This window comes from Pseudomonas sp. GM41(2012) (assembly GCF_000282315.2).
GTDB lineage: Bacteria > Pseudomonadota > Gammaproteobacteria > Pseudomonadales > Pseudomonadaceae > Aquipseudomonas.
In genome coordinates, this window is the sequence record NZ_AKJN02000006.1 from 2166938 (window position 1) to 2192268 (window position 25331).

At 53.7% G+C, this 25331-nt stretch carries 28 protein-coding genes and 1 pseudogene; 15 read left to right on the forward strand and 14 right to left on the reverse strand.

Features of this window, described 5'->3' with window-relative positions; all coding sequences use genetic code 11:
- The first annotated feature begins 176 nt into the window (after window positions 1–176).
- The 3 genes from PMI27_RS16180 (at window position 177) to PMI27_RS0229390 (ending at window position 2420) form a co-directional block, all read left to right on the forward strand.
- Window positions 177–830, forward strand: a complete 654-nt coding sequence (locus PMI27_RS16180; RefSeq protein WP_008145379.1) for an SDR family oxidoreductase — start codon at window positions 177–179, stop codon at window positions 828–830.
- Between the two features lie 97 nt (window positions 831–927).
- Window positions 928–1980, forward strand: coding sequence for an NAD(P)-dependent alcohol dehydrogenase (locus PMI27_RS16175; RefSeq protein ID WP_008145381.1), 1053 nt, complete (start codon window positions 928–930; stop codon window positions 1978–1980).
- A gap of 86 nt (window positions 1981–2066) precedes the next feature.
- Complete coding sequence (locus PMI27_RS0229390) at window positions 2067–2420, forward strand: LysR family transcriptional regulator (protein WP_008145382.1); 354 nt, start codon at window positions 2067–2069, stop codon at window positions 2418–2420.
- Window positions 2421–2477: 57 nt separating this feature from the next.
- Here PMI27_RS0229390 and PMI27_RS32480 read toward each other — a convergent pair.
- A pseudogene (locus PMI27_RS32480) lies at window positions 2478–2633 on the reverse strand (LysR family transcriptional regulator); the annotation flags it as partial.
- A 144-nt stretch (window positions 2634–2777) separates the two neighbouring features.
- On the opposite strand from PMI27_RS32480, the gene PMI27_RS16170 reads away from it, so the two are divergent.
- The gene (locus tag PMI27_RS16170; RefSeq protein WP_008145384.1) at window positions 2778–3431 is read left to right on the forward strand and encodes a TetR/AcrR family transcriptional regulator; all 654 of its coding nucleotides are present in this window, start codon (window positions 2778–2780) and stop codon (window positions 3429–3431) included.
- A 69-nt stretch (window positions 3432–3500) separates the two neighbouring features.
- On the opposite strand, the gene PMI27_RS16165 is transcribed toward PMI27_RS16170, so the two are convergent.
- Window positions 3501–4703, reverse strand: a complete 1203-nt coding sequence (locus tag PMI27_RS16165) for a pyridoxal phosphate-dependent aminotransferase (RefSeq protein WP_008145386.1) — start codon at window positions 4701–4703, stop codon at window positions 3501–3503.
- Between the two features lie 347 nt (window positions 4704–5050).
- Here PMI27_RS16165 and PMI27_RS16160 point away from each other — a divergent pair, with 347 nt between their 5' ends.
- From PMI27_RS16160 to PMI27_RS16135, 6 genes are all read left to right on the forward strand, one after another.
- Complete coding sequence (locus PMI27_RS16160; RefSeq protein WP_202962618.1) at window positions 5051–5692, forward strand: TVP38/TMEM64 family protein; 642 nt, start codon at window positions 5051–5053, stop codon at window positions 5690–5692.
- An 81-nt stretch (window positions 5693–5773) separates the two neighbouring features.
- The gene (locus PMI27_RS16155; protein WP_008145391.1) at window positions 5774–6157 is read left to right on the forward strand and encodes a nuclear transport factor 2 family protein; all 384 of its coding nucleotides are present in this window, start codon (window positions 5774–5776) and stop codon (window positions 6155–6157) included.
- Window positions 6158–6214: 57 nt separating this feature from the next.
- Window positions 6215–6601 (forward strand): nuclear transport factor 2 family protein, encoded by a 387-nt coding sequence (locus PMI27_RS16150; protein ID WP_008145393.1) that lies wholly within the window; start codon window positions 6215–6217, stop codon window positions 6599–6601.
- 63 nt (window positions 6602–6664) lie between these two features.
- The gene (locus PMI27_RS16145) at window positions 6665–7336 is read left to right on the forward strand and encodes an NAD(P)-binding oxidoreductase (protein WP_008145396.1); all 672 of its coding nucleotides are present in this window, start codon (window positions 6665–6667) and stop codon (window positions 7334–7336) included.
- On the forward strand, window positions 7333–7977 hold the full coding sequence (locus tag PMI27_RS16140; RefSeq protein ID WP_008145398.1) for an NAD(P)H-binding protein: 645 nt from the start codon (window positions 7333–7335) through the stop codon (window positions 7975–7977). Before PMI27_RS16145 ends, PMI27_RS16140 begins: the two co-directional genes overlap by 4 nt.
- 44 nt (window positions 7978–8021) lie before the next feature.
- A complete protein-coding gene (locus PMI27_RS16135; protein ID WP_008145400.1) occupies window positions 8022–8465 on the forward strand; it encodes an SRPBCC family protein in 444 nt (147 codons plus the stop codon).
- A gap of 49 nt (window positions 8466–8514) precedes the next feature.
- Here PMI27_RS16135 and PMI27_RS16130 read toward each other — a convergent pair whose 3' ends face one another.
- From PMI27_RS16130 to PMI27_RS16120, 3 genes are all read right to left on the reverse strand, one after another.
- Window positions 8515–9096 (reverse strand): TetR/AcrR family transcriptional regulator, encoded by a 582-nt coding sequence (locus PMI27_RS16130; protein WP_033053207.1) that lies wholly within the window; start codon window positions 9094–9096, stop codon window positions 8515–8517.
- Between the two features lie 147 nt (window positions 9097–9243).
- A complete protein-coding gene (locus tag PMI27_RS16125; RefSeq protein ID WP_008145403.1) occupies window positions 9244–9630 on the reverse strand; it encodes a nuclear transport factor 2 family protein in 387 nt (128 codons plus the stop codon).
- Between the two features lie 45 nt (window positions 9631–9675).
- A complete protein-coding gene (locus tag PMI27_RS16120; RefSeq protein ID WP_008145405.1) occupies window positions 9676–11121 on the reverse strand; it encodes an APC family permease in 1446 nt (481 codons plus the stop codon).
- Between the two features lie 435 nt (window positions 11122–11556).
- Here PMI27_RS16120 and PMI27_RS16115 point away from each other — a divergent pair, with 435 nt between their 5' ends.
- Both PMI27_RS16115 and PMI27_RS16110 read left to right on the forward strand, forming a co-directional pair.
- The gene (locus tag PMI27_RS16115) at window positions 11557–12570 is read left to right on the forward strand and encodes a helix-turn-helix domain-containing protein (protein ID WP_008145407.1); all 1014 of its coding nucleotides are present in this window, start codon (window positions 11557–11559) and stop codon (window positions 12568–12570) included.
- A 63-nt stretch (window positions 12571–12633) separates the two neighbouring features.
- Complete coding sequence (locus PMI27_RS16110; protein ID WP_008145409.1) at window positions 12634–13509, forward strand: LysR family transcriptional regulator; 876 nt, start codon at window positions 12634–12636, stop codon at window positions 13507–13509.
- Between the two features lie 61 nt (window positions 13510–13570).
- Here PMI27_RS16110 and PMI27_RS16105 read toward each other — a convergent pair whose 3' ends face one another.
- The gene (locus PMI27_RS16105) at window positions 13571–14440 is read right to left on the reverse strand and encodes an isocitrate lyase/PEP mutase family protein (protein ID WP_008145411.1); all 870 of its coding nucleotides are present in this window, start codon (window positions 14438–14440) and stop codon (window positions 13571–13573) included.
- A gap of 481 nt (window positions 14441–14921) precedes the next feature.
- Between PMI27_RS16105 and cnbZ the strand changes: the two genes are divergently transcribed.
- Window positions 14922–15707 carry a 2-amino-5-chloromuconate deaminase CnbZ gene (cnbZ, locus tag PMI27_RS16100; protein WP_008145414.1) on the forward strand — a complete coding sequence of 262 codons (786 nt, stop codon included), beginning with the start codon at window positions 14922–14924 and terminating at the stop codon, window positions 15705–15707.
- A gap of 162 nt (window positions 15708–15869) precedes the next feature.
- Here cnbZ and PMI27_RS16095 read toward each other — a convergent pair whose 3' ends face one another.
- The 8 genes from PMI27_RS16095 to PMI27_RS16060 form a co-directional block, all read right to left on the reverse strand.
- Entirely contained in the window at window positions 15870–16898 is a 1029-nt protein-coding gene (locus PMI27_RS16095) for an ABC transporter permease (protein WP_008145416.1), read from the reverse strand.
- A gap of 9 nt (window positions 16899–16907) precedes the next feature.
- Window positions 16908–17876: an ABC transporter permease gene (locus PMI27_RS16090; protein ID WP_008145418.1), complete on the reverse strand. Its 969-nt coding sequence runs from the start codon at window positions 17874–17876 to the stop codon at window positions 16908–16910.
- Window positions 17873–19444 (reverse strand): sugar ABC transporter ATP-binding protein, encoded by a 1572-nt coding sequence (locus PMI27_RS16085; protein WP_008145420.1) that lies wholly within the window; start codon window positions 19442–19444, stop codon window positions 17873–17875. Before PMI27_RS16085 ends, PMI27_RS16090 begins: the two co-directional genes overlap by 4 nt.
- Before the next feature lie 56 nt (window positions 19445–19500).
- Window positions 19501–20661 carry an ABC transporter substrate-binding protein gene (locus PMI27_RS16080; RefSeq protein ID WP_024164564.1) on the reverse strand — a complete coding sequence of 387 codons (1161 nt, stop codon included), beginning with the start codon at window positions 20659–20661 and terminating at the stop codon, window positions 19501–19503.
- 204 nt (window positions 20662–20865) lie between these two features.
- Window positions 20866–21987: an LLM class flavin-dependent oxidoreductase gene (locus PMI27_RS16075; RefSeq protein WP_008145424.1), complete on the reverse strand. Its 1122-nt coding sequence runs from the start codon at window positions 21985–21987 to the stop codon at window positions 20866–20868.
- A gap of 46 nt (window positions 21988–22033) precedes the next feature.
- Entirely contained in the window at window positions 22034–22450 is a 417-nt protein-coding gene (locus PMI27_RS16070) for a carboxymuconolactone decarboxylase family protein (RefSeq protein ID WP_007988516.1), read from the reverse strand.
- Between the two features lie 97 nt (window positions 22451–22547).
- A complete protein-coding gene (ribB, locus tag PMI27_RS16065) occupies window positions 22548–23195 on the reverse strand; it encodes a 3,4-dihydroxy-2-butanone-4-phosphate synthase (RefSeq protein WP_008145428.1) in 648 nt (215 codons plus the stop codon).
- Between the two features lie 67 nt (window positions 23196–23262).
- Window positions 23263–23766: a flavin reductase family protein gene (locus PMI27_RS16060; RefSeq protein WP_008145430.1), complete on the reverse strand. Its 504-nt coding sequence runs from the start codon at window positions 23764–23766 to the stop codon at window positions 23263–23265.
- 148 nt (window positions 23767–23914) lie between these two features.
- Here PMI27_RS16060 and PMI27_RS16055 point away from each other — a divergent pair, with 148 nt between their 5' ends.
- Both PMI27_RS16055 and PMI27_RS16050 read left to right on the forward strand, forming a co-directional pair.
- The gene (locus tag PMI27_RS16055; protein ID WP_008145432.1) at window positions 23915–24541 is read left to right on the forward strand and encodes a glutathione S-transferase family protein; all 627 of its coding nucleotides are present in this window, start codon (window positions 23915–23917) and stop codon (window positions 24539–24541) included.
- A gap of 16 nt (window positions 24542–24557) precedes the next feature.
- Complete coding sequence (locus PMI27_RS16050) at window positions 24558–25319, forward strand: SDR family oxidoreductase (protein ID WP_008145434.1); 762 nt, start codon at window positions 24558–24560, stop codon at window positions 25317–25319.
- Window positions 25320–25331: the final 12 nt, after the last annotated feature.

The following is a 25331-nucleotide window of genomic DNA, read 5'->3' on the forward strand; positions in this document are numbered from 1 at the left end:
CCACATCCACACTCGACCAATGGAGCCGATATGACGGGAAGCCTTAGCTCGTGTGGGCTGATATGCCAATAACTCCTGCATTTTTTGCATTATACAAATGCGAATTTCATAAATTATCTCTATTTGTGCACCTGTTAGCCTTGATTACACGCTCCATTCCGTTATCAAGGACTCACATGAAAACATTTCTAAGCATCGGTACTGGCCCAGGAATCGGATTTGCGACAGCCGAACGTTTCGCTCGTGAAGGCTATCGCGTGGTGCTCAGTGCTCGAAATATGGATGGGACGCTCGCACTTGCCGAACGCTTGATATCCCAGGGCTATGAGGCACATACCCGCCAAGTTGATGCCGGCAATGCGCAGGATGTAGTGGCGCTGGTGACCCAAGTCGAATCGCAATTTGGCGCATTGGATGTGCTGCACTACAACGCCGCGATCATTCGGCAGGCAACTGTCGCTGAACAACCGATCGACACCTTCAACAGCGATCTGGCTGTGAACATTGGTGGAGCATTAGTAGCCACTCAGACTGCCCTGCGCTCGATGTACAGTCGCAACGCCGGGACCCTGCTGCTGACCGGTGGTTTTTTTGGGATCACTCCAAATCCTGACTTTCTTTCTCTGAGCCTGGGTAAAGCCGGCATCCGATCGCTGGCGCTCGGCCTGTTTGAACCGGCCAAAACCCAAGGCGTCCATGTGGCAACCGTGACTGTCGCCGCATTCGTTAAACCGGAGTCCGAGGAAGCCCTTGGCGTCGCCGAAGCATTCTGGACTTTGCACAGCCAGCCAAAAGAAAACTGGACCGCGGAAGTCACCTACTCTCGCTGATTGCTCCCAGGGATGGCGTACCAACGCATCCCATGAATACACGTTCGGTGCTGCCCAACGCGGCGCCGACCCGTTTTTGACGCATCAGGAATTCGCTATGCAATACAAAGCTTATGCAGCGCAATCGCCCACAACTCCCTTGGCCCCGACCAACATTCCTCGACGCCAAACCGGCGAAAGGGATGTGGCGATCGAGATTCTCTACTGTGGCGTTTGCCATTCCGATCTGCACGCCGCGCGCGGTGAGTGGCCTGGAATGCGCTACCCGCTTGTCCCGGGACACGAGATTATCGGTCGAGTGACTGCCATCGGCGCTTCAGTCTCGAACCACCAAGTGGGAGACATCGTGGGCGTCGGATGCATGGTGGGCAGCTGCCGCCATTGCCAATCTTGCGACGACGGTCTGGAACAGTATTGCGAAGGTCCCCGTGGCTGGCAGCAGACATACAACGGCTGGCTCGACGGCAGTGGCGAAAATACTTACGGCGGTTACGCCGACGGCATCACCGTTGACGAACACTTCGTGCTGAAGATTACGCACCCTGAATCGAACTTGGCGGCGGTAGCGCCACTTCTTTGCGCAGGCATCACAACCTGGTCTCCACTTCGCCATTGGAAGGCAGGGCCCGGCAAGAAAATCGGCATCGTCGGTATCGGTGGTCTCGGCCACATGGGTATAAAACTGGCTCGCGCGATGGGCGCCCATGTCGTGGCATTTACAACCTCCCCCTCCAAAATCCAGGACGCGCGCGACCTTGGCGCTGACGAGGTCGTTGTTTCACGCAATTCTGAAGAAATGGCAACTCATACCAAAAGTTTTGACTTCATCCTCAACACCGTCGCCGCACCTCACGATATCGACGCATTCATGATTCTGCTCAAACGCGACGCAACCATGACCATGGTTGGGGTACCTGACAGCCCTCACCCGTCGCCTGGTGTAGCCAATCTGATTTTCCAGCGCCGTCAACTGGCCGGGTCGCTGATCGGAGGCATTCCTGAAACTCAGGAGATGCTCGATTTCTGCGCAGAGCACGGCATCACTTCACATGTCGAAATGATCGAAATGAAGGACATCGAACTGGCGTTCCAGCGCATGCAAAAGAGCGATGTGAAGTACCGCTTTGTCATCGACATGGCAACTATTTGATTCGCCCGGGGCGGGTCGGGATCCTTTGATCCGATGCAAACCGCCCCGGGATAGCCTGGACTCTCGCCATGTGCAAAGGAAATAGGATGGTCGATAAAGTCTCCAGCGAGACAGCAACCTCTTCGTTCAACGCCGGATATCTCTCACGATTCAACCTCAATTGTCTGGTGATATTTGCCACTCTTTACCGAGAAAAAAGCGTTACCCGAACGTCGGAGCTTTTGAACATAGGGCAACCCGCTGTCAGCAATAGCCTGTCCAAGCTAAGGCTGGCGTTTCAAGATCAACTGTTCCATCGAAAAGAGGGTGCAATGGCTCCCACTCAGGTCGCCGATAATATGGCGAAGCGTCTGATACCGCTTTTGAGCGGTATTCAGTGCGTACTGGAACAACATGCGGATAACGATCGGGGGCGTGAGCCTGCTGTGATGAAACGGTGAGATTAAAAGCGTGCTGCCAAAGCTGAGTCCGAGGCGGTCACAAGCCCCAATACCCAGTCAACTCTGATCAGGTAAAACCCTCGCTGGGAATGCTTTCTCGTTCAGCTTATCCATGACCATTGCAATGAACGCTGTTACCGCCAGCGGCAAATGTTGCCGACTGAGGTAAAGCACATGCAAGCCGTCACCCGTGCTGTGGTAATTCGGTAGCACAGAGTGATAAACCCAATCGACTGTCTGCTATGAAGGGGCTAGCAAGGCCCGTATCCATGCCTTTTGTGTATCATTCGATTCTACAGACCATAACTGAGCAGTTTCTTCAGCTGATTGGCCCTGCATCATCGAGGCAACGCACGAATGACCGACCCCATACCCACGCTGGCCGTCCCCCCTAAAAAAGGACGTCCACGCGCCTTTGATCGCGAGCAAGCCCTGTTTAATGCGCTCGAAGTGTTCTGGAAACGCGGATACGAACCGGCCTCCGTGGCGGAATTATGCACGGCCATGGGCATCAACCCGCCAAGCCTCTATGCCGCGTTTGGCAATAAATCAAAGCTCTTCCTCGAAGCGGTCAATTATTACGAAGCCAGATTCTGGGATGCTACCTGGGAACGCATGGATAGCGAGCCGGACCTGTACCGTGCCATCACCGATTTTTTCCATTCCGCTGCTGCGATCGTCACTGAGCCCGAGGCACCATGCGGCTGTATGGTCGTATTGGCGGGTGTCAATGTGTCAGAGAGCGCTCAAGAGATCACCAACGCCCTCAAGGCACTTCGCCAGGAAGGTCGGGATTATCTGCAGCAGCGCCTCGACCGCGCCGTGGAAGATGGACAACTGGCGGCTGATGTTGACACCCTCATCCTTGCCGCCGCGTTGAATACACTGTTGGAAGGCATGTCGTTGCAGGCGCACGATGGACTTTCACGGCAAACCCTGGAAGGTATCGCGGCAACGGCCGTCGGCATGCTTCCATTACCTGCAATTCGCTCAACCAAGGAATACTCGTAGCGCTTGCTCCTTCGACAGCGGCAACCTCTCGGCCTCAGCGCTACGCCTCGGTATCATCCGGAAAGCGGATCAGACGAGCTGGTCACAAGCCTGGCGTATCCGCGAACAAGCGTGTTCAAGCACTGCTGTGGAGGTAGCAAAGGAAATTCGGAAGTACCCCTCCAAACCAAATGCACTACCCGGCACGACCGCCACCCTGGCCGCCTCCAGCAAATAGCGACTGACCTCTACATCATTTGTGAGCTCGACACCCACAGGCGTCTTGCGCCCGATAAGGCCGGCACAAGAAGGAAACAGATAGAACGCCCCCTCGGGACGGCGACACATCAAGCCAGGTGTATCGTTGAAAGCATCCAGGCATAGATCTCTGCGCTGACGGAACACTTCGTTGCGTTCGGCCAGGAAGTCAATCGGGCCATCCAGAGCGGCAACCGCGGCGGCTTGGGATATCGCGCAGGGATTGCTGGTGGTTTGGGATTGGATAGTTGCCATGGCCGCTATCAGATCCTTTGGCCCGCCGGCGTAACCGATGCGCCAGCCGGTCATCGAGTAGGCTTTGGACACCCCATTTACTGTCAGAACCCGATCGCGTAACGCCGGCACCTGCGAAGCCATGGTGGAAAACACCCAGCCGTCGTAACTGAGGTGCTCATACATGTCATCCGTCAGCACATAGACCTGTGGATGGCCGAGAAGTACGGCGCCCAATTCCTTCAGTTCAGTCACGCTGTAGCCGGCCCCGGTTGGATTGCTCGGGGAGTTCAGGATCACCCACTTGGTTCGCGCAGTAATGGCCTTCTGGAGCTGAGCTGCCGTGATTTTGAAATGTTGATCCGCCGGGCAACTCACCTCCACCGGGGTCCCCCCCGCCAAGCGGACCATGTCCGGGTATGACACCCAATAAGGTGCGGGAATGATGACCTCATCTCCCGGATTGAGAGTGGCCAGCAAAGCGTTGATCAGGACTTGCTTGCCACCGGTCCCTACGCTGATTTCACTGGTGTCGTAGGTCACGCCGTTTTCGCGCTGAAACTTGCGCACAATCGCCGCCTTGAGCTCGGGGGTGCCATCGACATCGGTGTAACGGGTTTGTCCTGCATCAATCGCAGCCTTTGCCGCTGCATTGATGTGGTCGGGTGTCGGAAAGTCGGGCTCTCCGGCCGACAGACTAATCACATCAACACCTCGGCGGCGCAATTCAGCCGCCTGACGTGTGATCGCCAGCGTTGGTGATGGTTTGACCGCGTGCAGCAGATGTCCCAGCAATTGCATGAAGCCACCCTTCAGTTGTTGTTGATTGCTGAAGGGATCCTAACGGGCTTAAAACAGCAATAAAAACAATATATTTCTTTGTAATACATAATATTTATTTGCTTATTGTCCCCTGCGTACTGCCCCGCTCTCCCGTCCATCCAGGCGTTTTGTCAAAGAACAATGCAGCGAAGCGATCAAACGCCTTGACACTATCTGTAGTGCTCGCTATAGAATAGCCAGCCTAATATATAGCGCTCACTACAAATAGTTTTTATCAACGCCGTTCGGATGCGGTCGGAGCACCCAATGCTGCAATGTGCCATGTCATTCACAGTAGACCGATGGGTGTGCGCGGAGTCGATGGTGTGATCGAAGTGATCATGCAGTCAGCCACCCAATGGGTTGAGGCTTTGCGCTCAATGGGCGGAACAGGCAGCGCCTTGTATGCGCTGGTCTTCCTGCTGGCAACAGTGGCCTTTGTGCCCGCCTCGCCCCTTACGGCTATTGCCGGTTTTTTATACGGGCCGGTAGGGGGAACTCTGCTTGTGTCGCCTGTCGGTATGGCGTCGGCAACGATCGCATTCGTCATGGGGCGCACTTTTTTGCGCCCATTTGTACTGAGACGACTGGCAACTCGCCCTCGGCAAGCCGCGATTGACAGAGCGCTCGCCCGAAATGGCTTTCGAATTGTCTTGCTTCTGCGCCTGGCTTCCATCGTGCCCTTCGCCCCTCTGAGTTACGCCCTCGGCGCAAGCCGTATCAGTGCTCGGGATTTTCTACTGGCGTCCTGGCTCGGGCTGCTGCCAGGCACTTTTTTGTACGTTTATCTGGGGTCACTGGTTTCCAGTGTCAGCGACATCCTCAGTGGCGAAGCCACTGCCGGCAATGCAACCCGCGTGTTGACTGGCATGGGGTTGGCGGCAGCGGTGCTGGCATTGCTGAGCATTGCTCATTGCGCACGCAAGGCCGCCAACCAATCCATCGAGAAAGAGTTGAAGCATGAATGAACGGTGGAAACCGGCCCACTCAATTCAGGTTTCGGCGTGGACCGAGCCTTGTCATTCCCCCCTTAAATCAGGAGAAACACCATGACCAAGCCTACTTATGTGCAGGAATACAACGCCATCGTTGAGGTACTGAACCAGTACAACGAAGGTGGTAAACAGGCCAAAAGCAGCATCATGAAACCGGCCTTCAGCGAGCAAGCGACCATCTTTGGAGTCGATGCCGATAACAAATTGGCGGGCGGCCCCATCCAGGGTTTGTTCGACATCATCGACAGCGCGTTTCGTCCATCGCCTGAAGCCCAGGGCGTGATTGTCAATATCGATATCGTCGGCACTGCCGCCAGTGCTCGTATCGACACCAACGATATTTCCGGCTTCTGCTTCACCGATTTCTTCAACCTGCTGAAAGTTGAAGGCAAGTGGACCGTGGTGAGCAAGATCTACCACACCCACGTTGCCCCTTAACCCTGACCGCAAGCCAACCGGGCGCCGTTGGCGCCCAGTCCAAGAAGGATTTTTTCGATGAGCAAGAACATCAAAGCGGTACCCACCCAGGAATACAACGCCGTTATCGCCGTTGCCCAGCAGTATGCTGACAGCCTCAAAGTAGGCAGTGCTGACGGTTTGGCTGAAGCCTTTCACAAGGACGCGGTCATGTACGGCTTCACCAACGGCAAGCTTTTAGGCGGCTCGATCACCAACCTGTTCGACTTCGTTCGTAGCAACGGCAAGGCACCGGACATCACCACTCGCCTCGACGTCCTGGCCATCACGCCTACGACTGCGGTAGTGCGCGTGGACATGGAAAATGATGCCATCGGCGCCGACTACAACGACTACCTGACGCTGATCAAAATCGACGGTAGCTGGAAAGTCATCGCCAAGGTCTACCACCAGTTCGAAGGCTGATCAGTCTGTATCGGCCCGCCGTAGCGGGCCGGTCTGTGCAGCGTCGCTCGATCAGGAGGAACCATGAACACAGTTTTTATCGTCGGTGGTGCGGGCAAAGTCGCCCGACGCCTTGCTCAGCAGCTGGTGGCACGCGGTCACGAACCTCGCTCGCTTTACCGTCATTCGGAACAAGCCGAGGAGCTGAAAGCACTGGGCGCCACACCGATAGCCGGCAGTTTGCTTGAACTCGATGCGAAGGGGCTGGCTGGACTCATGACCGGCAGCGACATCGTGGTATTCGCGGCCGGTGCTGGCGGCAAGGGCGGATCGCAAATGACCAACGCCATTGATGGCCGCGGACTTGAAATGGCTGTGGCGGCGGCTGCACTTGCGAACATCAAGCGCTTCATTCTGGTATCGGCCTTTCCGGAAGCCTCACGCGGCGAAACCGTCTCCGAGACCTTCGAAAACTACATGAAGGTCAAGAAGCTAGCGGATATCCATCTGGCCGAGACTGATCTTGACTGGGTCATCCTGCGTCCTGGCACGCTACGGGATTCCCCCGGCACCGGCAGAGTCCGTGCAGGCCTCGCAATCCCCTATGGCGATGTGCCCCGCGACGATGTAGCGGCGGCCTTGCTACAGATTATCGAAAGGCCCGCCGTGAACCGAATCATCATCGAACTGACCCAGGGCGATACACCGGTCGGTGAGGCGATTCAGCGACTCACTCGCGATTGGAGCCAACAGTGAAATTGCTGCTCATCGGTGCGAGCGGATTCGTCGGACGCCATGTTCTGGAACTGGCACTGTCGGATCCACGCGTCAGCGTCGTATACGCTCCGACACGTCGTGCGTTACCTCAAGACCCGAAGCTCATCGCTCCTGACATAGATTTCGACCGCCTCGACCAGCAGGCCCCTTGGTTGCATGTCGATGCGGTGATCTGCACGCTGGGCACGACCCTCAAAACGGCGGGGTCCAAAGCGGCATTCAAGCAAGTCGACCATGATTATCCGCTGGCCGTTGCCCAACTGGCACGAGCGCATGGCACGCCCACTTATGTGCTCAATTCAGCCATCGGCGCAAATGCCCAATCCCCTTTCTTTTACAACCAGGTCAAAGGCCATCTGGAAAAAGAACTGGCGGACTTGGGCTTTGAATCGCTGACGTATGTGCGGCCAGGGGTCATTGGTGGAAAGCGTGAGGAAATTCGTAATGGAGAACGCGTGCTGGTGTTCTTCCTCAAGGCGGCAGCTGCACTCTTACCTGCACGTTGGCGGCTCAATCCGCCTTCTGCCATCGCTCATGCATTGCTGGAGGCGGCCATTGATCCTGCCTCTGGCGTTCATGTGGTGCCGTCCGACCGCCTGGTCCAGATCGGCAAGCCATAACGAATTCACATTTGCAACATAACGACAGACAGAGGTTTTAAACCATGGCAAAAATTGAGTATTGCGCCCTCATTGACGGCGAAGCCAGTCGTGTCTGGGATGTGCTGAAGCAATTCGGCCAGATCAGCAAGTGGCACCCTGCTATTCCTGAAAGCATTATCGAGGATGGCCAACCTGACGGACTGGTTGGCTGTATTCGCCGTCTGACTTTGCAAGACGGAGCGGTTCTGCGCGAGAAGCTGCTGGCGGTTGACGAAACCAACCTGCTCTTCTCCTACCGCTTCGAAGAGGCGCCGCTGCCGGTGGACAACTATGTGGCCATTGTGAAGCTGCTGCCACTGACAGGAGAAAACAAGACTGTCGTCCTGTGGTCGGCAAGTTTTGATACCCGCGATCCCGATCCACAGGGCGAGCAGACTGCTGTTATTCAGTCGCTCATCGTCGGTGGCCACGAAAGCCTTCAGCGCTATCTGAACGAGACTGCGTAAGCAAAATGCCCCGAACAACCATGCGGTTGCCGGGGCGTTTAACTCAGGGCTAAGACAGAAGACGTCGACTCATCTCAAGCGCGCCTTCAAAAGGTTGATGGGTTCTGCCGACCTTGACGAGCAAAGAGGCCCCTAACCACATCTGGTAAAGCCCTTCTGCCAGCGTGGGTGCGTCAGCAGTTGCCGTGATGGACCCGTCCGCCTTCCCCTGCTCAACACAACGTGTAATCCGCTGAATGATCAGCGCGGTGCCTTTTTCGAGAACGGTGCGCATGTTTTCGGACAGATCACAAACCTCAGCACCTAATTTGACCACCAGGCATTTCTGGTCAGTGTGATCGAATGCCTGTGTCTCAGCCCAATATCGCAGATAGCTCAGCAGTCGCTCAGCCCCTGTACCCTCCCCGGCCAACAGCAAATCGACCCGCCCGATGTACTCCTGAAAGTACTCATCAAGCAGGGCCTGGCCAAACTCGTCCTTGGAACGGAAATAGTGATAGAAAGAGCCTTTGGGCACGCCAGCCGTAGCGAGGATTTCGGTCAGGCCGACAGCCGTGTAGCCCTTATGGGTCATAAGCGCTCTGGCGACATCAATGATGTGCTGACGCATGTCGTGGAGGGGTTTCTTCATAATGCGCCGCATGCTATCAAAAAATCGATCAATCGTCTGGTGCCTAGGGACGCAGTCGTTTGTTCGAACTTTCACATGGGTGCATGTTAGTGCGGCGAAGGCTGCCCGCCACTTCGAAAAGCGGGCAGCGTGCAAGCAGGGTGTCAATCAGTCCTGAAACTGGTGATACACCTTGGCGATCACCTTCCAGGCACCATCAATGCGGATCAACGTCAGGTAATCGTTATAGTCAGCGCCAATGGCGTCCTGTTCCATGTCCACGCGCACTACTGCGGTGGTTGGCGTGATGGCGAGAACGTCCAGTCGAGTCGTGATGTCCGGCGCCTTACCGTTATCGCGAACGAATTCGTACAAGTTGCTGATCGAACCGCCCAAAAGCTTGCCATTGGTGAAGCCATACATCACCGCTTGTTGATGAAACGCCTCTTCCAGGCGTTGAGGACTGCCAATACGCAAGCCATCGACATATTTCTCGGCAACAGCAATGACCGCGTTGTATTCACTTGTTGCGACCGCTTTAATATTTTTGCTCATGGTTGTTTTACCTTCTTCAGACTTTAACGACAGGCATAAAAATTTTCAGCCTACTTGTTTTAATAAAGCGAACCGTGCAGGACTCATGACTTTCATCAGCAACGCTGCGATACACCCGACCACAAAGGAAACCATGACAATCACTTCCATGATTGATGCCGCAACGGCTGCATTATCGCCCCCAATTAAAGCGGGCAAATTCTGAACTGCAACGATTAAACAAGCGACCAATCCGATAAGACCACCTATGGGTGCTACGACAGTATTCAAGACGGGGTGAAACTCAACGCTCCTTCTAAAAAATACCAGTACAGAAACGCAAGTCAGGGAGAGAATCACCATATACCCGAGTGTTCCCGCTGTTGCACCCCAGGCGTAAATCTGTGTGACCGGATCCATTCCGATCATTGCGCAAACAGCGACAGCCAGCAAGGACAGTGTTGTTTGCAATACCGAGGAGACAAAAGGCGAACCATGTTTCTCATGAACACTGCCAAGCTTCGAATGCAAAACCCCAAAGCGCCCCAACACGTATTGGTAACGAACTACGATATTATGCAGAGAGAGCACACAGGCAAATAAACTGGTCACCAACAACACCTGCATGACATCAACAAAAGCTTTATTGGTATATCTTTCCACCATAGTCAAATACATATCACCAGGATGCTCAGAGGCTTGCTGCACGACCTGTGATAGCCCAATACCGTTCACTTGGCACCACATGGATACTGCGTAAAACACACCAATCAGGAACACCGCAATGTAGGTTGCCTTAGGGATCGTCACATTGGGGTTTTTCGCTTCCTCCCTGTAGACCACCGTCGATTCAAAACCGGTAAAACAATAAATTGCAAACATGATGCCCAAGCCTGGTGAACCTGAAAGAATGGTCGCTGATGAAAAAGGTTCCAGGGCATCCGAGCCAACACTACCACTGCCTATAATCGCCGCGTCTACCACCAGCACAATCACTATCTCAAGCACCAGCGCTACGCCCAAAAACTTACTGCTCAATTCAATTTTCTGATAACCCAAAACACCCACAATAGCCGTAATCACTAGTGCAAGCAGCCACCACGAAATACTAATACCCAAGGTCGTCAGCAACAGCTGAGACAGTGCATAGCCTATATAAGCCTCCAGCGCGACCAGTATCATAAAATATGAAATCACTGCCATCGTCGCCGAACCCAGCCCTATGGATCGACCCAGCCCTTTCTGGATATATGAGTAGAACGCCCCTGCATTGGTGATATACCTCGACATGTAGATAAATCCCACACTGAAGAGAAACATGATCACCGTTGCAACCATTGCATCAAACGGCGCCGCCGCCCCGTTACCCATCGAAATAATTAACGGGGTATTGGCCACCATGACCGTCAGAGGTGCGGCCGTTGCGACTACCATCAGCACTATCGAAGTCACACCCAAGGATCCGGACAGCCCCGGTTTATTATTAATAATTTCAGGTTCTGTAGTGTGCATATTCGCCCCTATGGATATCGTTTTCCATACAAATAGATCACTGAATATTCCAGACCTCCCTGCCCTGGCGGCGAGTTGGATTTCGTGGAGCGAGCAAACGGGTTCGACGCTCTTTAAACTTATCAAATCGCCACTTCAGTAAGTCTGCATATATCTCTATAGCGATGAGGCATTAGAGTCAGGCACTGTTGACCACCTGAAACTTTAGTTTTTTGCCTGTCATCCACTTAGACTAATTGCATCGCGTTCATTCTTACGCCTGGGGCGAAGGGTTCGCTATCAAATATCGGCGCGTTTTGATGCGTCGTGCGTCTCTTTTTTCAAAGTGCACTAAAATGACGCACCCATGAGCGGTGTCTATGCTTTAAATGCGTTAAATGACTCGAGGTTGGAACGAAGATTGCTGCATTACAAGCAGTCCTCGGAGATTGCAAAATGCAGCAAAGTCCAAATACGACCCATTCGTCTTCGATCCCCGCGAGAGTGGCGTGCGTAAGGTCAAATGATCCGTTTCTACAATCGAGAATTCTTCCTGACTGGGTGCAAGATTACACCCAGCTTTCATGTGGCAACTTCGAGGGAGGTGTCGCACGTGCCTCTCTCGGACGAGTCCAGGTATTCCGCGAATGGATCAATCAGGCCATTGACCAACGATCGGTTGCCGACACCGATATTCTGATGATTGGAGTCACCCTGCATCAAGGCACGTGCTCCTGGCAGAATCGAGAGATGCAGGCTGATTCGTTATTCATCATGCGCCAGGGTGAGGAAGCGCGCTTTCGTGCAACCGCTGAATCGGACATTCTCGCTGCGACCATCGACGCCTCGTTTCTCGAAACGCTTTCTCAAGGCCTCTACGGGGTTGGCACAACCCGCCTGATCAACGGAGCGTGCATGCTCAAGGGGGATGCTCAAGGGATATCTCGATATAAATCCCTTCTGCTGTCGGCACTCGGCTCAGCAGTCCAGCACCCGGAATCGATGGACAGTGAGTCCGCACGACTACAGCTTTCCGAGGATGTGGCCGTAGCAGCGCTTCAAGCGATGGGGAGTCTGTCGATAAACACAACACACTTACCCAGGGATCATCGAGTTCATCGAGCGATGGTGGACAGGGCGCGGTTGTTTATTTTGAGTCATCAGACAGGCAGCCCGACGGTAGAGGATCTGTGTGAACACTTGCACATGAGCAGGCGCGGACTCCACAGCGCTTTTATGCAAGTGGTCGGGGTAAATCCTTGCACCTACATTCGCCAGATCCGCCTCCATGAAGCCAGAAAAGACATCATCAATGGCGCGCCCTCGGTATCCGAAGCGGCCATGCGATGGGGGTTTTGGCACTTCGGAATGTTCTCTCAGTATTACAAAACCCAATTTGGAGAGTTACCTTCCGAAACGCATCGCAACCCTCCAGGCGTTGCAATGGGAACTTGGCCCCCATTGTCCTGACGCACCACCAAAGCGCAAAAAAAATAAATGTATTTCAACCAAAAACACAATTAATATTTGCCGATGATTAAAGAACTGAAAACATTCATCGCCGTGGCGAGAGAAGGCACTTTTGCTGCTGCCGGTAGCAAAATAGGACTTACACAAGCGGCAGTCAGCGCACAAATGCAACGCCTCGAGGCAGAGCTAGGGATCGAGCTGTTCGATCGCAAAGGACGCTCGGCTCATCTGAACCGAATGGGGCATCAGGTTTTACTGCAGGGGCAGGAACTGGTCCGTCAGTTCAGTAATCTAGGCACTACGACGGTAGGTCTCCCCGCCAGCATTTTGGTCACTGTCGGTGCCATTGCCTCCGTGCAGCGCTCTTTTTTGCCTGACGCCCTCGCTCATTTTCATCAGCAATGTCCTCAGTGCCGAACTCGCGTCATTCCTGGCCTGTCCATGGAATTGGTCAACCAGGTTGATTCTGGCGAGATCGATATGGCTGCAATCATCCGCCCTCCGTTCTCACTTCAAAGCGATTTGCGCTGGACCACATTGGCACGTGAACCCTACCGCCTGATTGTCCCGGTCGACATGCCGGGCGATGACTGGTCCGAACTGGTTTCCAGCCAGCCTTTCATTCGCTATGACCGATCTTCTTTTGGTGGTCGGCAGGTCGATAGATTCTTGCGACAAACGCATGTGTCTTTACGAGAGGTGTGCGAGCTCGATGAGCTGGACGCGATCATCAAATTGGTTGCCAATGGGGTCGGTGTAGCATTGGTCCCTGAAACAGCGACACATCAAGGATGGCCTGCACAAGTACGCGCTATAGACTTGAAACAACGCACCTTCCACCGAGATATAGGCCTCGTGCACCGCGCACGCAGAAGCCTGACGGAACCGGTGAAGGTGCTTGCTCAATTGATTACCGAACAGGTCCACAAAAATCAGTAAACACCGCCACGGCCTAACTTGCGTTTTTTTACTGGCAGGCGTGACAGTCAAAAGTAATCCACTACTCATCAACATTCATGAACGCTTTGGCCCACACCTGGAAACGCTCTGGTCGCGTATAGGTGTGGGTCAATTCTGTAGCGCTCAGGTCAGATGTGCTACGAGTGACATTGCGCTGTTCGCGCAAACAGTCATAAGTCGCTTTGATCGAAGCGAAATAGGCGGCATGGCCGGCAACAACAATCCGTACACCCAGCGAACCTAGGCGTTCGCTGTCGCAAAGTTGAGGATTTCCATAAGTCACCAGCATCAGAGGAAGCGTCATGCCTTCGGCAATCTGCTCCAAATGCTCAAAATCCTTCACACCTACGAGGCAAATGGCATCGGCACCGGCAGCTGTGTAGGCCTGAATGCGGCTCGCCACTTGTGCGACGGATAACGAGCTTGCGTTGGTGCGGGCAATGATAGCGAGCTGCGAATCAACTCGAGATTCAACGGCCGCTTTGATTTTTCCGGCGCCCTCCTCAATGGAGATGAGATCTGTCGATTTACGGCCAAACTGCGCCGGCAAGAGCGTATCTTCGATAGTCAGTGCAGCGACTCCAGAACGCTCCAGCTCAGCGACTGTACGCATGACATTCAGTGCATTGCCATAACCATGATCCGCATCGGCAATAATCGGTAGTTGTGCGACTCGTCCAATCCGCGTCGCCTGCTCTGCAAATTCACTCAGCGTAATAAGGGCGAAGTCGGGCGCAGCCAATACCTGCAGTGAAGCGACTGATCCGCCGAGAATGCCGACTTCAAACCCCAGGTCCGCAGCAATTCTTGCGGACATAGGGTCGAACACAGATGCCGTGTGGTAACAGGCAGACGATGCAAGCAGCTTACGAAATTCGCCCCTCAGCGCTTGATGGGAAACTCTAGACATGATCGCTCCTCTGGCGAGTGACACTGACTAATTTAGTGGCAGGACGATCACGACTCCGGCGGATGTTGACTCCAACATGCCCAGACACCCGTCGACTTTTACAAACTCAGGTAATTAATCATTTTCGGCGCTATCTACCACGCATTTTACGTATTGAAAAAATGATTAAAAAGCTGAGATTTTTTTACCTGACCATAAATTTTATCGATGAATCCCACCTGTGATTACTGAGTTGAAAATCTTGTCGGCCCAGAGCAGATTCCAGCCTCAGCGCCGGTAGACGACGCTCGATGTTACACACTCGACATCCCAACCAGTAACGCGCCTAAATCGTGCATATTTTGCACGACAGTTATGCGTTACAGCTCCGTTATTTTCTTTTTATGCAGCACTTACACTTCATCCAAGGATCCGGTCGGGAAGATACCGGCCTGGCGCAACTCCCGCGATTTAACTGTTCACACTTTGCAGGAATCCAGCAATGACCCAAGACTTTTGTTCTTCCCAAGGCCCAGACGCGGTGCTCCTGCTCGACAACGCGGCGGGTAACTACAAAGTCCTGCCTGGCGGTGTGGCGTATTGCACCGGCATCGTGCCCCATGAGGGTTTCGAGGTGATCCGGGTACAGTTGCAGACATGGCTGCCACTGGATCAAGCCTATCCATTCATCGAAGCTTTTCTGAGCAAAGTCGGGCGACCTGTCCAGGCCTTCTGTGGCATCGAGATGCGCGTGCCGGCGCAATTGACCTCGCAAGACTGGTCTGACTTCAATACTCCATACCTGGCGCAATTGCGTCGCTGGGGATTGTTGCATGGAGACCTCAGTGGAGTGTGCCGCTCGAACATCGCGCTCGCGGATCACCCCCCGCAGACAGCATCTATGTGCGCCTTCAGCTACACAGCGCCTACGACGTCGAAAGAGGGAGGGTTTTGCCTGTCCGGCACAGCGGATATTACGCCGGATGGCAACGTCATCGCCGAAGGCGACACTGGCCCGACGGCCATGCATCAACGTGCCAGGTATACCATTGACGTGATCAGCGCGAGCCTCTCCAGACTGGGCCTGTCCTGGAGAGATGCCAACCAGATAGCGATTTTTCATGTGCATGAGATTCCCAATCTCTGGGGGAGCACGTTGCTTGGAGAATTGGGCGAAACACTGAGTCGGGGGGTGGTCGTATACAGAGCACGTCCACCGATTTCGGGTGGTGAAGTGGAACTCGAGGCGAGAGGGGCAAGGCGTGAACTGATTTTGGCAGGTGATTAACGCATGCCGATCAACTAACCACTCCTGCCCTCCTGCGAACTAACAGGCTTTAAAGTGCAACTCATCAGGCCCCCTGCCTTATGAGTTGCACATTATCTGCCCGGGTTGCAGTGCATTCCATTCTGTTAAGAGGCACCGCTCCGCTCCTGTCACTGCTACTTATCAGATTTGATTACGGATATGAGGAAGACGTGCATAGACCGCAACCATGGGTACGATCAGCAATCCGATCACTGCCTGCTGGCCGGCATAAGTCATCCCCATGCCAACCAGCAATGAACTCAGAACGGTCAGTACCAGTACGCCCAAAACGGTGGCACCGTATCCTCCCGCTCCCCCCAGAAGAGACGTACCGCCGATGACCACTGCGGCAACGGTACTGAACAGGTAAGGATCTCCCACACCGACATAACCGCCCCCGGAAAATCCCAGCAGCAGCACACCCGTCAGTGCTGACATCACACCGGAGATACCATGCACCGCAGTCCAGGTGCGTATTTCCGATATCTGCAGGCGCGATGCCGCAGTCCGACTCCCACCGAGGGCGTAGATACTCCTGCCAAACCAGGTATTTTTCATCACCCAGATGATGCCAACGCTAATCACTAACCAGACAATCACAACGGGCGGGATTGGCAGGCCGAAAAACGTTCCATTAAAAGCCGAGAAGTTAGTGAGCCATGCCGGAACCGGCGCGAAACTATTGCCTCCGAATGCAGAGCCCAGCGCTGTATAGATCTCGGTTGCCCCAACTACCGCGAAGCCCAGCCCTAATGACATGATCAACGCCTGGCCTTGTAATCGATAGCTAAGCAAGCCGTTGATGCAACCAACCACCAGCCCCAGTGCCAGAATTATGATGATCGCCGCGGCGGGTGGTAATCCGTTATTAAGCAGTCTAGGCAAAAGAATATTGGCGGCGCCGATCACAAATGGAATAGAGAGATCCAGTCCACCCAACAGCGAAACCATTGTCTGCCCGATCGACGCCAAGCCCAGGAACGCAGCAAGCAACAGAATCGATCTGGCGTTTTGCAAGGAAAGAAATCCACTTACGGTCAATGCACCGCACACGACAAGCATAATCAACAGCGCAGCACCGATGGCGATGGCTCGATTCTCGCGCAGGCTATCGTGCAATCGGCTCGCGGGGGCTTGCTTCAACTGCGGAAAAAGTCGGAACACAGTCATATGAGACTCCTATCGGGCTGGCACCCGGCTGACCGCCAGTACATTTACCAAGAGGGAAATAATCAGGATCAGCCCGAATGCGAACTTGGTCGCTGACCCCGAAATAGTCCCAAAGTTGAATGTCGCCAGTAGGTTGGCAATCAGGAACATATTCAAAGCGCCAAGGATCGACCCTATCGCCCCACCACGTCCTCCCGCCAAACTTGCGCCCCCAAGAACCAAAGCCGTCACCGCCTGAAGCGTGTAGGTGCTGCCCTGGGTCGGATCTCCAGAAGAAATTAACGCGGTGTAACTCACTGCCGCCAACCCTACAAAAACGCCACTCAAGATATGAGCACCAATACGTACGGTCTCAATCTTGACTCCCGCGGTATAGGCCATTCTTTCATCGGCCCCAGTCAAGCGTAGATGGGTGTGAAAGGCCGATCTCCAGAACAGGAACCACAGAGCAATAGCCCCTAACAGCACAAAACTCACCGGTGACAGAAGACTGATACCGGCCCCCCAACTCATCATCCAATCAGGCGCCAAACCGCCAGCCCGTTGCATGATCAGTAGATTGACGCCTGTCAATATGAGGTAGCTGGACAACGTAACGATGATTGGTGCGACGCGGACATGGATAATGATCAAGGCTTGTCCTATTTGCCATAAGACCCCTATCAACATGGCCCAGCCAAAAATTGCTATGGGATGAGTGACTCCGTTCTTTGTGAGCCAGGCTATCAACGTCACGTTGATGAATCCCATTAACGGGCCCACTGACAGGTCTACGGTTCCTCGTCCCGCCATGACTGTTGGAGTAAGCGCCAGGGTGCAAAGGATCAGAGGGGTCGCCACCAGTACCGCACCCGCCAGACCACTGAACGAAAATAAGTTGGGCGTTCGAAACAACGCCAGCACCGCCAAGGCAAAAAACAGTGCGCAAGGCACCGCCAGGTAGCGATACTGCACCAGCAATCGTTGTGAAGGACTCATGCGCCTACGCCCTCCCGACGGCCAGATGGCTGATGCTCGCAGGATTCCTGCCCAAACATCGCGGCCAACATTTCATCCTCATTTATAGAGTTGTCACTTAGGGATCGGAACACCGTGTTTTTTACAAACACGTCAACCCGGTCTACGAACCCCAGGAACTCCTCCATTTCAGAAGACATGTAAATGACGGCGCCTCCCGCATCGGCGAAGCGTCGTAACTCTGCATAGAGGTCACGTTTCGTACCTAAATCGACGCCGCGGGCGGGATCGTTCAACACGATCACCCTCGGGTTGCGCGCAAACGCACGACCAATCAACACTTTCTGTTGATTACCTCCTGACAGCGACGTGATTTTATTCGACGCCAGGCCAATCTTGATGTGCAGACGATTCACCTCCGCCTGGTAGATCTCGTTGATACCAGACCGTCGAATGACTCCAAGCGGGCCAAGGCAACTGCGGTATATTCCGATAGCCAAGTTCTCGAAGATGCTTTGATCGGGGAAAATTCCTTCGCGTTTTCGATCGCCTGATACATAGGCCACACCCAACCGCTCGGCGTCCGCGAGGCTAGACAGTCGGGAGGTACCGTCCTCAGCGTGAACCTCAAGTACACCGCTGTTAGCCACTTCGATTCCGGCGACTGCACGCAAGAACGCATCTTGCCCCTGCCCGTCCAGACCGGTCACACCGATAATCTGTCCTTGCAGCAGTGAAAAGTTAAAAGGTTCGGCACCCGCCGATAACTTCAGATCATTGACCGACATGATTCGCCCCCCCTCGATCCTCCGCGCAGTACCAGCCACGTGGCATGCCGAAATCACTTTGCGCTCGTGCGGCGTCATCATCGCCAGCAGATTCTCTTCAGTGATTTGCGACTTCTCAAGAACGCCGACGCTTTCGCCGTCGCGCAAAATCGTTGCACGATCAGCAATGCGTACAAGTTCAGCGATTCGATGCGTCACGATCAAAATCGTTGCGCCGTCAGACCGCAAACGATCTATTTCCGTGTGCAACCGGGAAGTTGCATCAAGATCCAGCGCCGCGGACGATTCATCAAGAATCAAAACCTTGGGACAACGCAAAATAGCGCGAGCAATAACAATCCACTGCTTCACACTTAGAGGCAACGTGCCAACCAATGCATTTATGTCCACTGGTTGACCGACTAAACGCGCCATCAATTCAGCCGCTGCGCTTTCACGTTCTGCTCGAGTAGAGACTGTTCGAAAAAGCTTGTCGTGACCGACATAAAGGTTGTCAAGAACGCTTGCCTCCTGAGCGACGAGCACCTCCTGAAAAATCGTCGCCAGGCCCGCGTCACGTGCCTCAATCGGTGAACGAGGGCTTCGCCCCAGAATGGAGACCTCCCCCAGGTCCGGTAAAAGTACACCGGACATGATTTTTGCCAGCGTGCTTTTTCCTGATCCATTCTCACCCACTATGGCATGTACTTCACCGGCACGAGCCTCCAGATCCACTCCTCTGAGTGCTCGTGTTTCTCCGAAGGACTTGGCAACACCCTTTAGACGCACAGTGGTAATACCGACAATCTGTTCAGAACTCATAGCAGGTCCCTTCTTCCAGGCTGGCTAGTTGAGCGTTAAGCGAATTGGCTTTTGAATTAAGGCTTGGGACGCCAAGTGAGCGGATCTTCAGGGCGCAGGAAGTAACCTGCTGCCACTTCCTTTGGCCACCATCCATCATTCGCCGGCTCTAACCAAGCCGTAGAGTTGGGATCACAGTTCTCCCCAAGGGTGGCGTTCACTTCATCAATGCTGTAAGTGATAACCGGGCGCGGAATAGATTGAACCTTGGGACCCTGCCCCTCTAAGGTGCGCATCATTACGTCCCAGACCATGCGAGCTTCGGCGCGAGGAGGCCAGAAATGAAAGCTTTGCTCAATGAATCCCGGATTATTGCGCCAAAAACAGGCCGCTGATGCCTCGCCACCAAGCACGACCGGCATCAGATCGCGACCCGACTGCCGCACGGCATTCAAAACACCATTTTCCGAGGCTGACTGCACGATAATGCCATCCACCTTGCCGGGGTTTGTGGCCAGGAATTTTTGCACCTCGACCTGAGCCACCTGATCGGTCCAATTACCTGCGACATTGCCTACAAGTTTGATATCGGGGAATTCAGCCAATACGCCCTTCGCGCCTGCATCAAAGCTGTCTGAGGATGCAAAACCCGGGATACCCGACACCAACAGTACGTTACCCTTACCGCCGATTTTCTCGGCCAACCATTTGCCCGCAGCGTAACCGCCTTGGGTGTTATTTTCGGTAACGTTGATGGCATAAGGCGATGTGACATAACCCGAGAAAGAAAATACCGGGACGCCTTTCGAATGGGCATATTCGATCGTCTGATTGATGGCCGTAACATTTGAGCAGCAGATGATGATTGCATCAACACCGCTATCAACCATTTGGCGCATTTGTTGGATTTGGACTGCGTCTTTCAAGTCGGACTGAGTGACGACCAGATCCGATATAAGCCCTGCTTTTTGATAGGCAGGCAGAATAACATTAGTCATCTCATCCTGAATGGAGGCTCGCCACGTGTTACCCGCATATGTCGAAGCATAGCCGATCTTCCAAGGTGGCTGTTTTTTCGCGACAAAATCTCGAAATGCACTGGGCCCCAAAGGAAGTTGAGGATCAACTCGTTGATAAAGCGCCTGTTGGTCCGTGGGTAGTTCATCGACCCCCTTAGCACTAACAGCACTCGCCAGCAAAAAAATTACGGGAATTGCCGCATAAGCAAATCGCTTCATTTCATTGTCCGCCTAATATTATTGTATTTATTATTGACGCCTGACTTAATACAAACTCAGCAAACTACTGCATCGTCTCCTTTTTAAAACGCCCCCGAATACGCACGGGCAAATGGGGCTACGATTACTGCGCCGACAACGCGAAAATTTTTGACGTGTTACTCATAAAGGGTGTTTGCAATCTGCAAACACCCTTCGATGCCATTACTGTCGCAGACCCGCCTGCTTAAGCAAAGGCATGACCCGCTCATTAAAGAAAGGAAGTTCTTCATTATAATCGACCATCGTCAACAGCGTTCCGTCGACACCCGTCTTCTTCAGATCGATCAATCCTTGAGCGACTTGCTCAGGCGAACCTACAATCGGGAAGCCCCCCCAACCCGCGATAAAACGCTCCTTAAACTTCTGATACATTTCCGGAGAGTGATTTTGCGACTGTACTTGCAAGACCTCAGCGAGGTTGTCGCACGCCACCATGTCACCCTTCTCTTTCACGTAATAATCATAATATTCACGTGCTTCCTTTTCTGTTTCGCGAACGATGACCGGGCACGAGGTAAACGTTCCCAACTCTCGGCCAAATTTTGAGCGAGCCAGTTCTTTAACATGCTTGACCCAGGCGGCGCCCTTTTCCATGTCTTGCATGAAACCAAAGTTGAAGTCACAGTGTTTCGCTGTGAAATCCAGTCCTTTGCCAGACGATCCTGCGCAAATCATTACCGGGCGACCGGCCTTGTTATAAGGCTTCGGCTCCATCACGGCGTCTTTGGTCTTATGGAAGTCGCCATTGTAGTCGACACCATTGCGTTCCCAGAGAGCGGCCACGATATCCATCCACTCGTCAGCGTATTCATAACGCTGATCGTGCTCCATCATTTCACGGCCAAACATTTCCATTTCCGGCGTAAACCACCCGGTGACCAGGTTGAGGCCGAAACGCCCCTTGGAAATATGGTCAATCGTGGTCGCCATTTTTGCGGCAACGATCGGGTGAATGGTCGGTACGTGAGTGGTGGAGAAAAACTGTAGTTTGGTGGTCACCGCGGCCATGGCGGCTGCCCAGGTGAATGTTTCCATGTTACTGCCGTTGAAGTTTGTCTCCCCGCCAAATCCACGCCAGCGAGCGATGGGCACCATACACTCCCATCCCGCTGCTTCAAGCTGCTTGGCGATTTTGACGTTGTGTTCAAATGTGGGCTCAAATGTTGACTCGGCAGTCGTAATAGCACAGGCATTTGAACAGTTGGTTCCGAAAACGCCCAGTTTAAGCGCGTTATCGTTGAACATCGGGTTACCCGTTTCGTGAAAACGTTCCTGCATGTCCATTTTTCATTCCTCTTTTTATTTTTTTAAACATTTAAGTGCCGTTGGATTAAACGCCCATATCGTCGAAAACTTCCTGAGCCAAACGGAAGCCATCAATGGAAGCTGGCACGCCACAGTAAATAGCCACTTGAAGGAGCACCTCTCGGATTTCTTCTTTGCTCAAACCATTATTAATAGCGCCGCGCACATGCAACTTCAATTCATGCGGGCGATTCAGTGCGGAAATCATACCCAGGTTCAAGAATGAACGCGTGCGGCGATCCAGGCCCGGACGATTCCAGATAGCATCCCAGCAGTATTCGGTTACCAGCTCCTGAACCGGCCAGTTAAAATCAGTCGCCTTTGCAATAGAGCTATCGACATAGGCTCCACCCAAAACTTCACGGCGGGTTTTAAGGCCTTCGTGAAATCGCTCAGACAGTTGGCTTCCGTCGGGTGAAGTGATCTTGGCTTGACTGTTCATTCTATCTTCCTCGAGGTGAGTTATAACCTTCGTAACCATACGGCCACGTAAGTAGCCATCGTGCTAGAGGTTTTACGGTTTAAAAAATCATGTAGGTTTATGCAACCAGACTAGGTCTTACATATTGAAACTGAAGAGATTTCCTTGCTTTCCATGCAATCAGGTCAGCAATCGAAATAATGATGAGTCCGTTATCACGCGCGAAGATCTCCAGGTCCGCACGACGCGCCATGCTGCCGTCGTCCTTCAGGATCTCGCAGATGATGCCCACCGGCGATAGACCTGCCAGTTCAGCCAGATCTACAGCAGCCTCGGTGTGACCGGCTCGCTCCTCAACGCCACCTTGGCGAGCAATGAGTGGGAAAATATGCCCAGGTCGGGCCAGCGATTCAGCCTTGGTTTCAGGTGCGGAGAGTGCTCTGAGTGTCAACGCGCGTTCGGCAGCCGAAACGCCGGTGGTAATCCCCGCGATGAGATCAACCGACACGGTAAATGCCGTTTTCATAGAGTCGGTATTTCGTTCCACCATCAAAGGTAATTCGAGTCGGCGTGCGACAGGTTCTGGCATAGGCGCACACACAATGCCTCGGCACCGACTCACCATGAATGTCAGCGCTTCTGTCGTCGCGAACTCTGCGGCCATGACGACATCACCTTCATTCTCACGCCCCTCATCATCCACCACGATGACCATCCCGCCAGAGGCAATCACTTTTAATGCGTTTTCAATCGTTGCAAAGACCATAACAACCTCTACTGAACGCTAACGGCATGCCGCTCAAGAGATGACACCAAAGCGCCAGACAACAGCATCATTTGATGGCCGCGGATCTTGCGAAGCCACCGTTTTCGTAAAGCAGCGGGGAGATATCCAGGCGCGTATCGACCCACAGCACTCTGCCAAAGATCACGTCGTGCGAGCCGATGGTTGTGACCGAACTGACCTCGCACACCAGCGAAGCTTGGGCATCCACCAGCACAGGTACACCGTGTTCTTCGATCCATTGACCGTGCTCGAAACGCTCCTCGCCCTTCAACTGGCCGCTGAAAATCGGCACGAGATCGACGTGGGAGTGATGGAGCATATTGACCGCGAACCGCCCGCTCTCCTCCAACGCAGCGCTGATGGACGCAGAGCGGTTAACACAGACCAGAATGGTTGCAGGATCAGTAGTCACTGATTGCACAGCGGTGGCAGCCATTCCGAAAGGCTGCCCGAGGTGGCGGGTGGTGATCAGCGAAATCGTCGAGGTCAATCGACGCATCGCTTGCTTGAAGTCGTTAACCAGCTCTATTTCTTGTTCTTGTTTTTTCATGTCTGCCTCGTCCAAGGAGTCGCATGGGTCATGTGAAACCAAACGTACAGATCGTCAGACAATCTGTCAAAACTATTTTGGCTGATTGACAGATTGTCTGACGATACTTATAAAGAATCTCGAATTTCATTCAACAAAGGACGCAGACATGCCACGCACGCTGTTTGGCCACATGAAATCCAGCAATGTCATGAAAGTCGTCTGGCTTATGGACGAGCTGGGCCTCGAATACGAGAGGGTCGATATCGGGAACGTCTTCGGCGGGCTTGAAGAAGACGACTATCGGAGCAAAAACCCGACCAGCCTCGTTCCTACGCTGGTCGATGGCGATTTCACTCTCTGGGAAAGCAATGCTGTGCTGCGCTATTTGTGCAACGCCTATGCCCCCGACAGCTCGCTCTACCCCGCTGACCCGAAAAGACGCGGTGTGGTCGACCAATGGCTGGACTGCCAGCAAACTCAGTTGACCCGACCGCAAACGGTGGTGTTTTTTCAGTTGATTCGCACACCGCTGGAGAAGCGCGACACGCAAGCGCTGGAAACGGCAATTCGGGAAGCCGGTAGAGTGTGGAACTGGATAGAAACCCGACTCGGCGAGCACGATTACATCTGTGGCAGTGAGATGACCATCGCTGATATTGCCTGGGCCGTTCATGGGCACCGCTGGCTGAACATGGACTTTTCGCGAGCAGATCTGCCCAACGTGAAGGCATGGTATGAGCGAATGCTGACGCACGATTCGTTCCGCCAGAAATGGGCCGGACCGGTGACTTGATCAGGGGATGACGACAATGGAATTAGAAAACAAGGTATGCATCGTGACTGGCGCAGCCAGTGGCATTGGCAAAGCCATCGCGACAATATTTGCGAAGAATGGCGCTTCGGTCATCGTGGCAGATGTGAACGTCGAGGCCGCACAGGCGACCGCAGATGAGATTGGTGCCACCGCTATTGGCTGCAATGTGGCGATCAATGCAGAGGTGCAGGCGTTAGTCGAAACGACGGTTGCCCGCTTCGGCCGTATCGATGTGCTGGTCAACAACGCCGGTTTCGGTCTGACCGGGAACGTTGTCACCATTGAAGAGCAGGATTGGGACCGGCTGATGTCGGTCAACCTCAAGGGCATGTTCCTGTGCGCCAAGCATGTCATACCGATCATGGCCCGGCAGAAGTCCGGCTCGATCATCAATACCACGTCGTATACGGCCACCAGCGCCATTGCAAACCGCACGGCCTATGTTGCCTCCAAAGGCGGCGTTTCAGCGCTGACGCGAGCGATGGCACTGGATCATGCGGCGGATGGCATACGCGTAAACGCGGTAGCGCCTGGCACTATCGACAGCCCTTATTTCGACCGGATCTTCGCTCAATCTGAAACACCGCAAGCATTGCGGGCCGCTTTGGAGGCACGGGCGGTGATGAATCGAATGGGCAAGCCCGAGGAAATTGCAGAAGCCTTCCTGTTCCTCGCTTCTGACCGCTCTCGCTTTGCCACCGGCAGCATCCTGACCGTGGACGGCGGTTCTTCAATTGGCAACCACTTGGTCGACTAACCCTGTACCTGT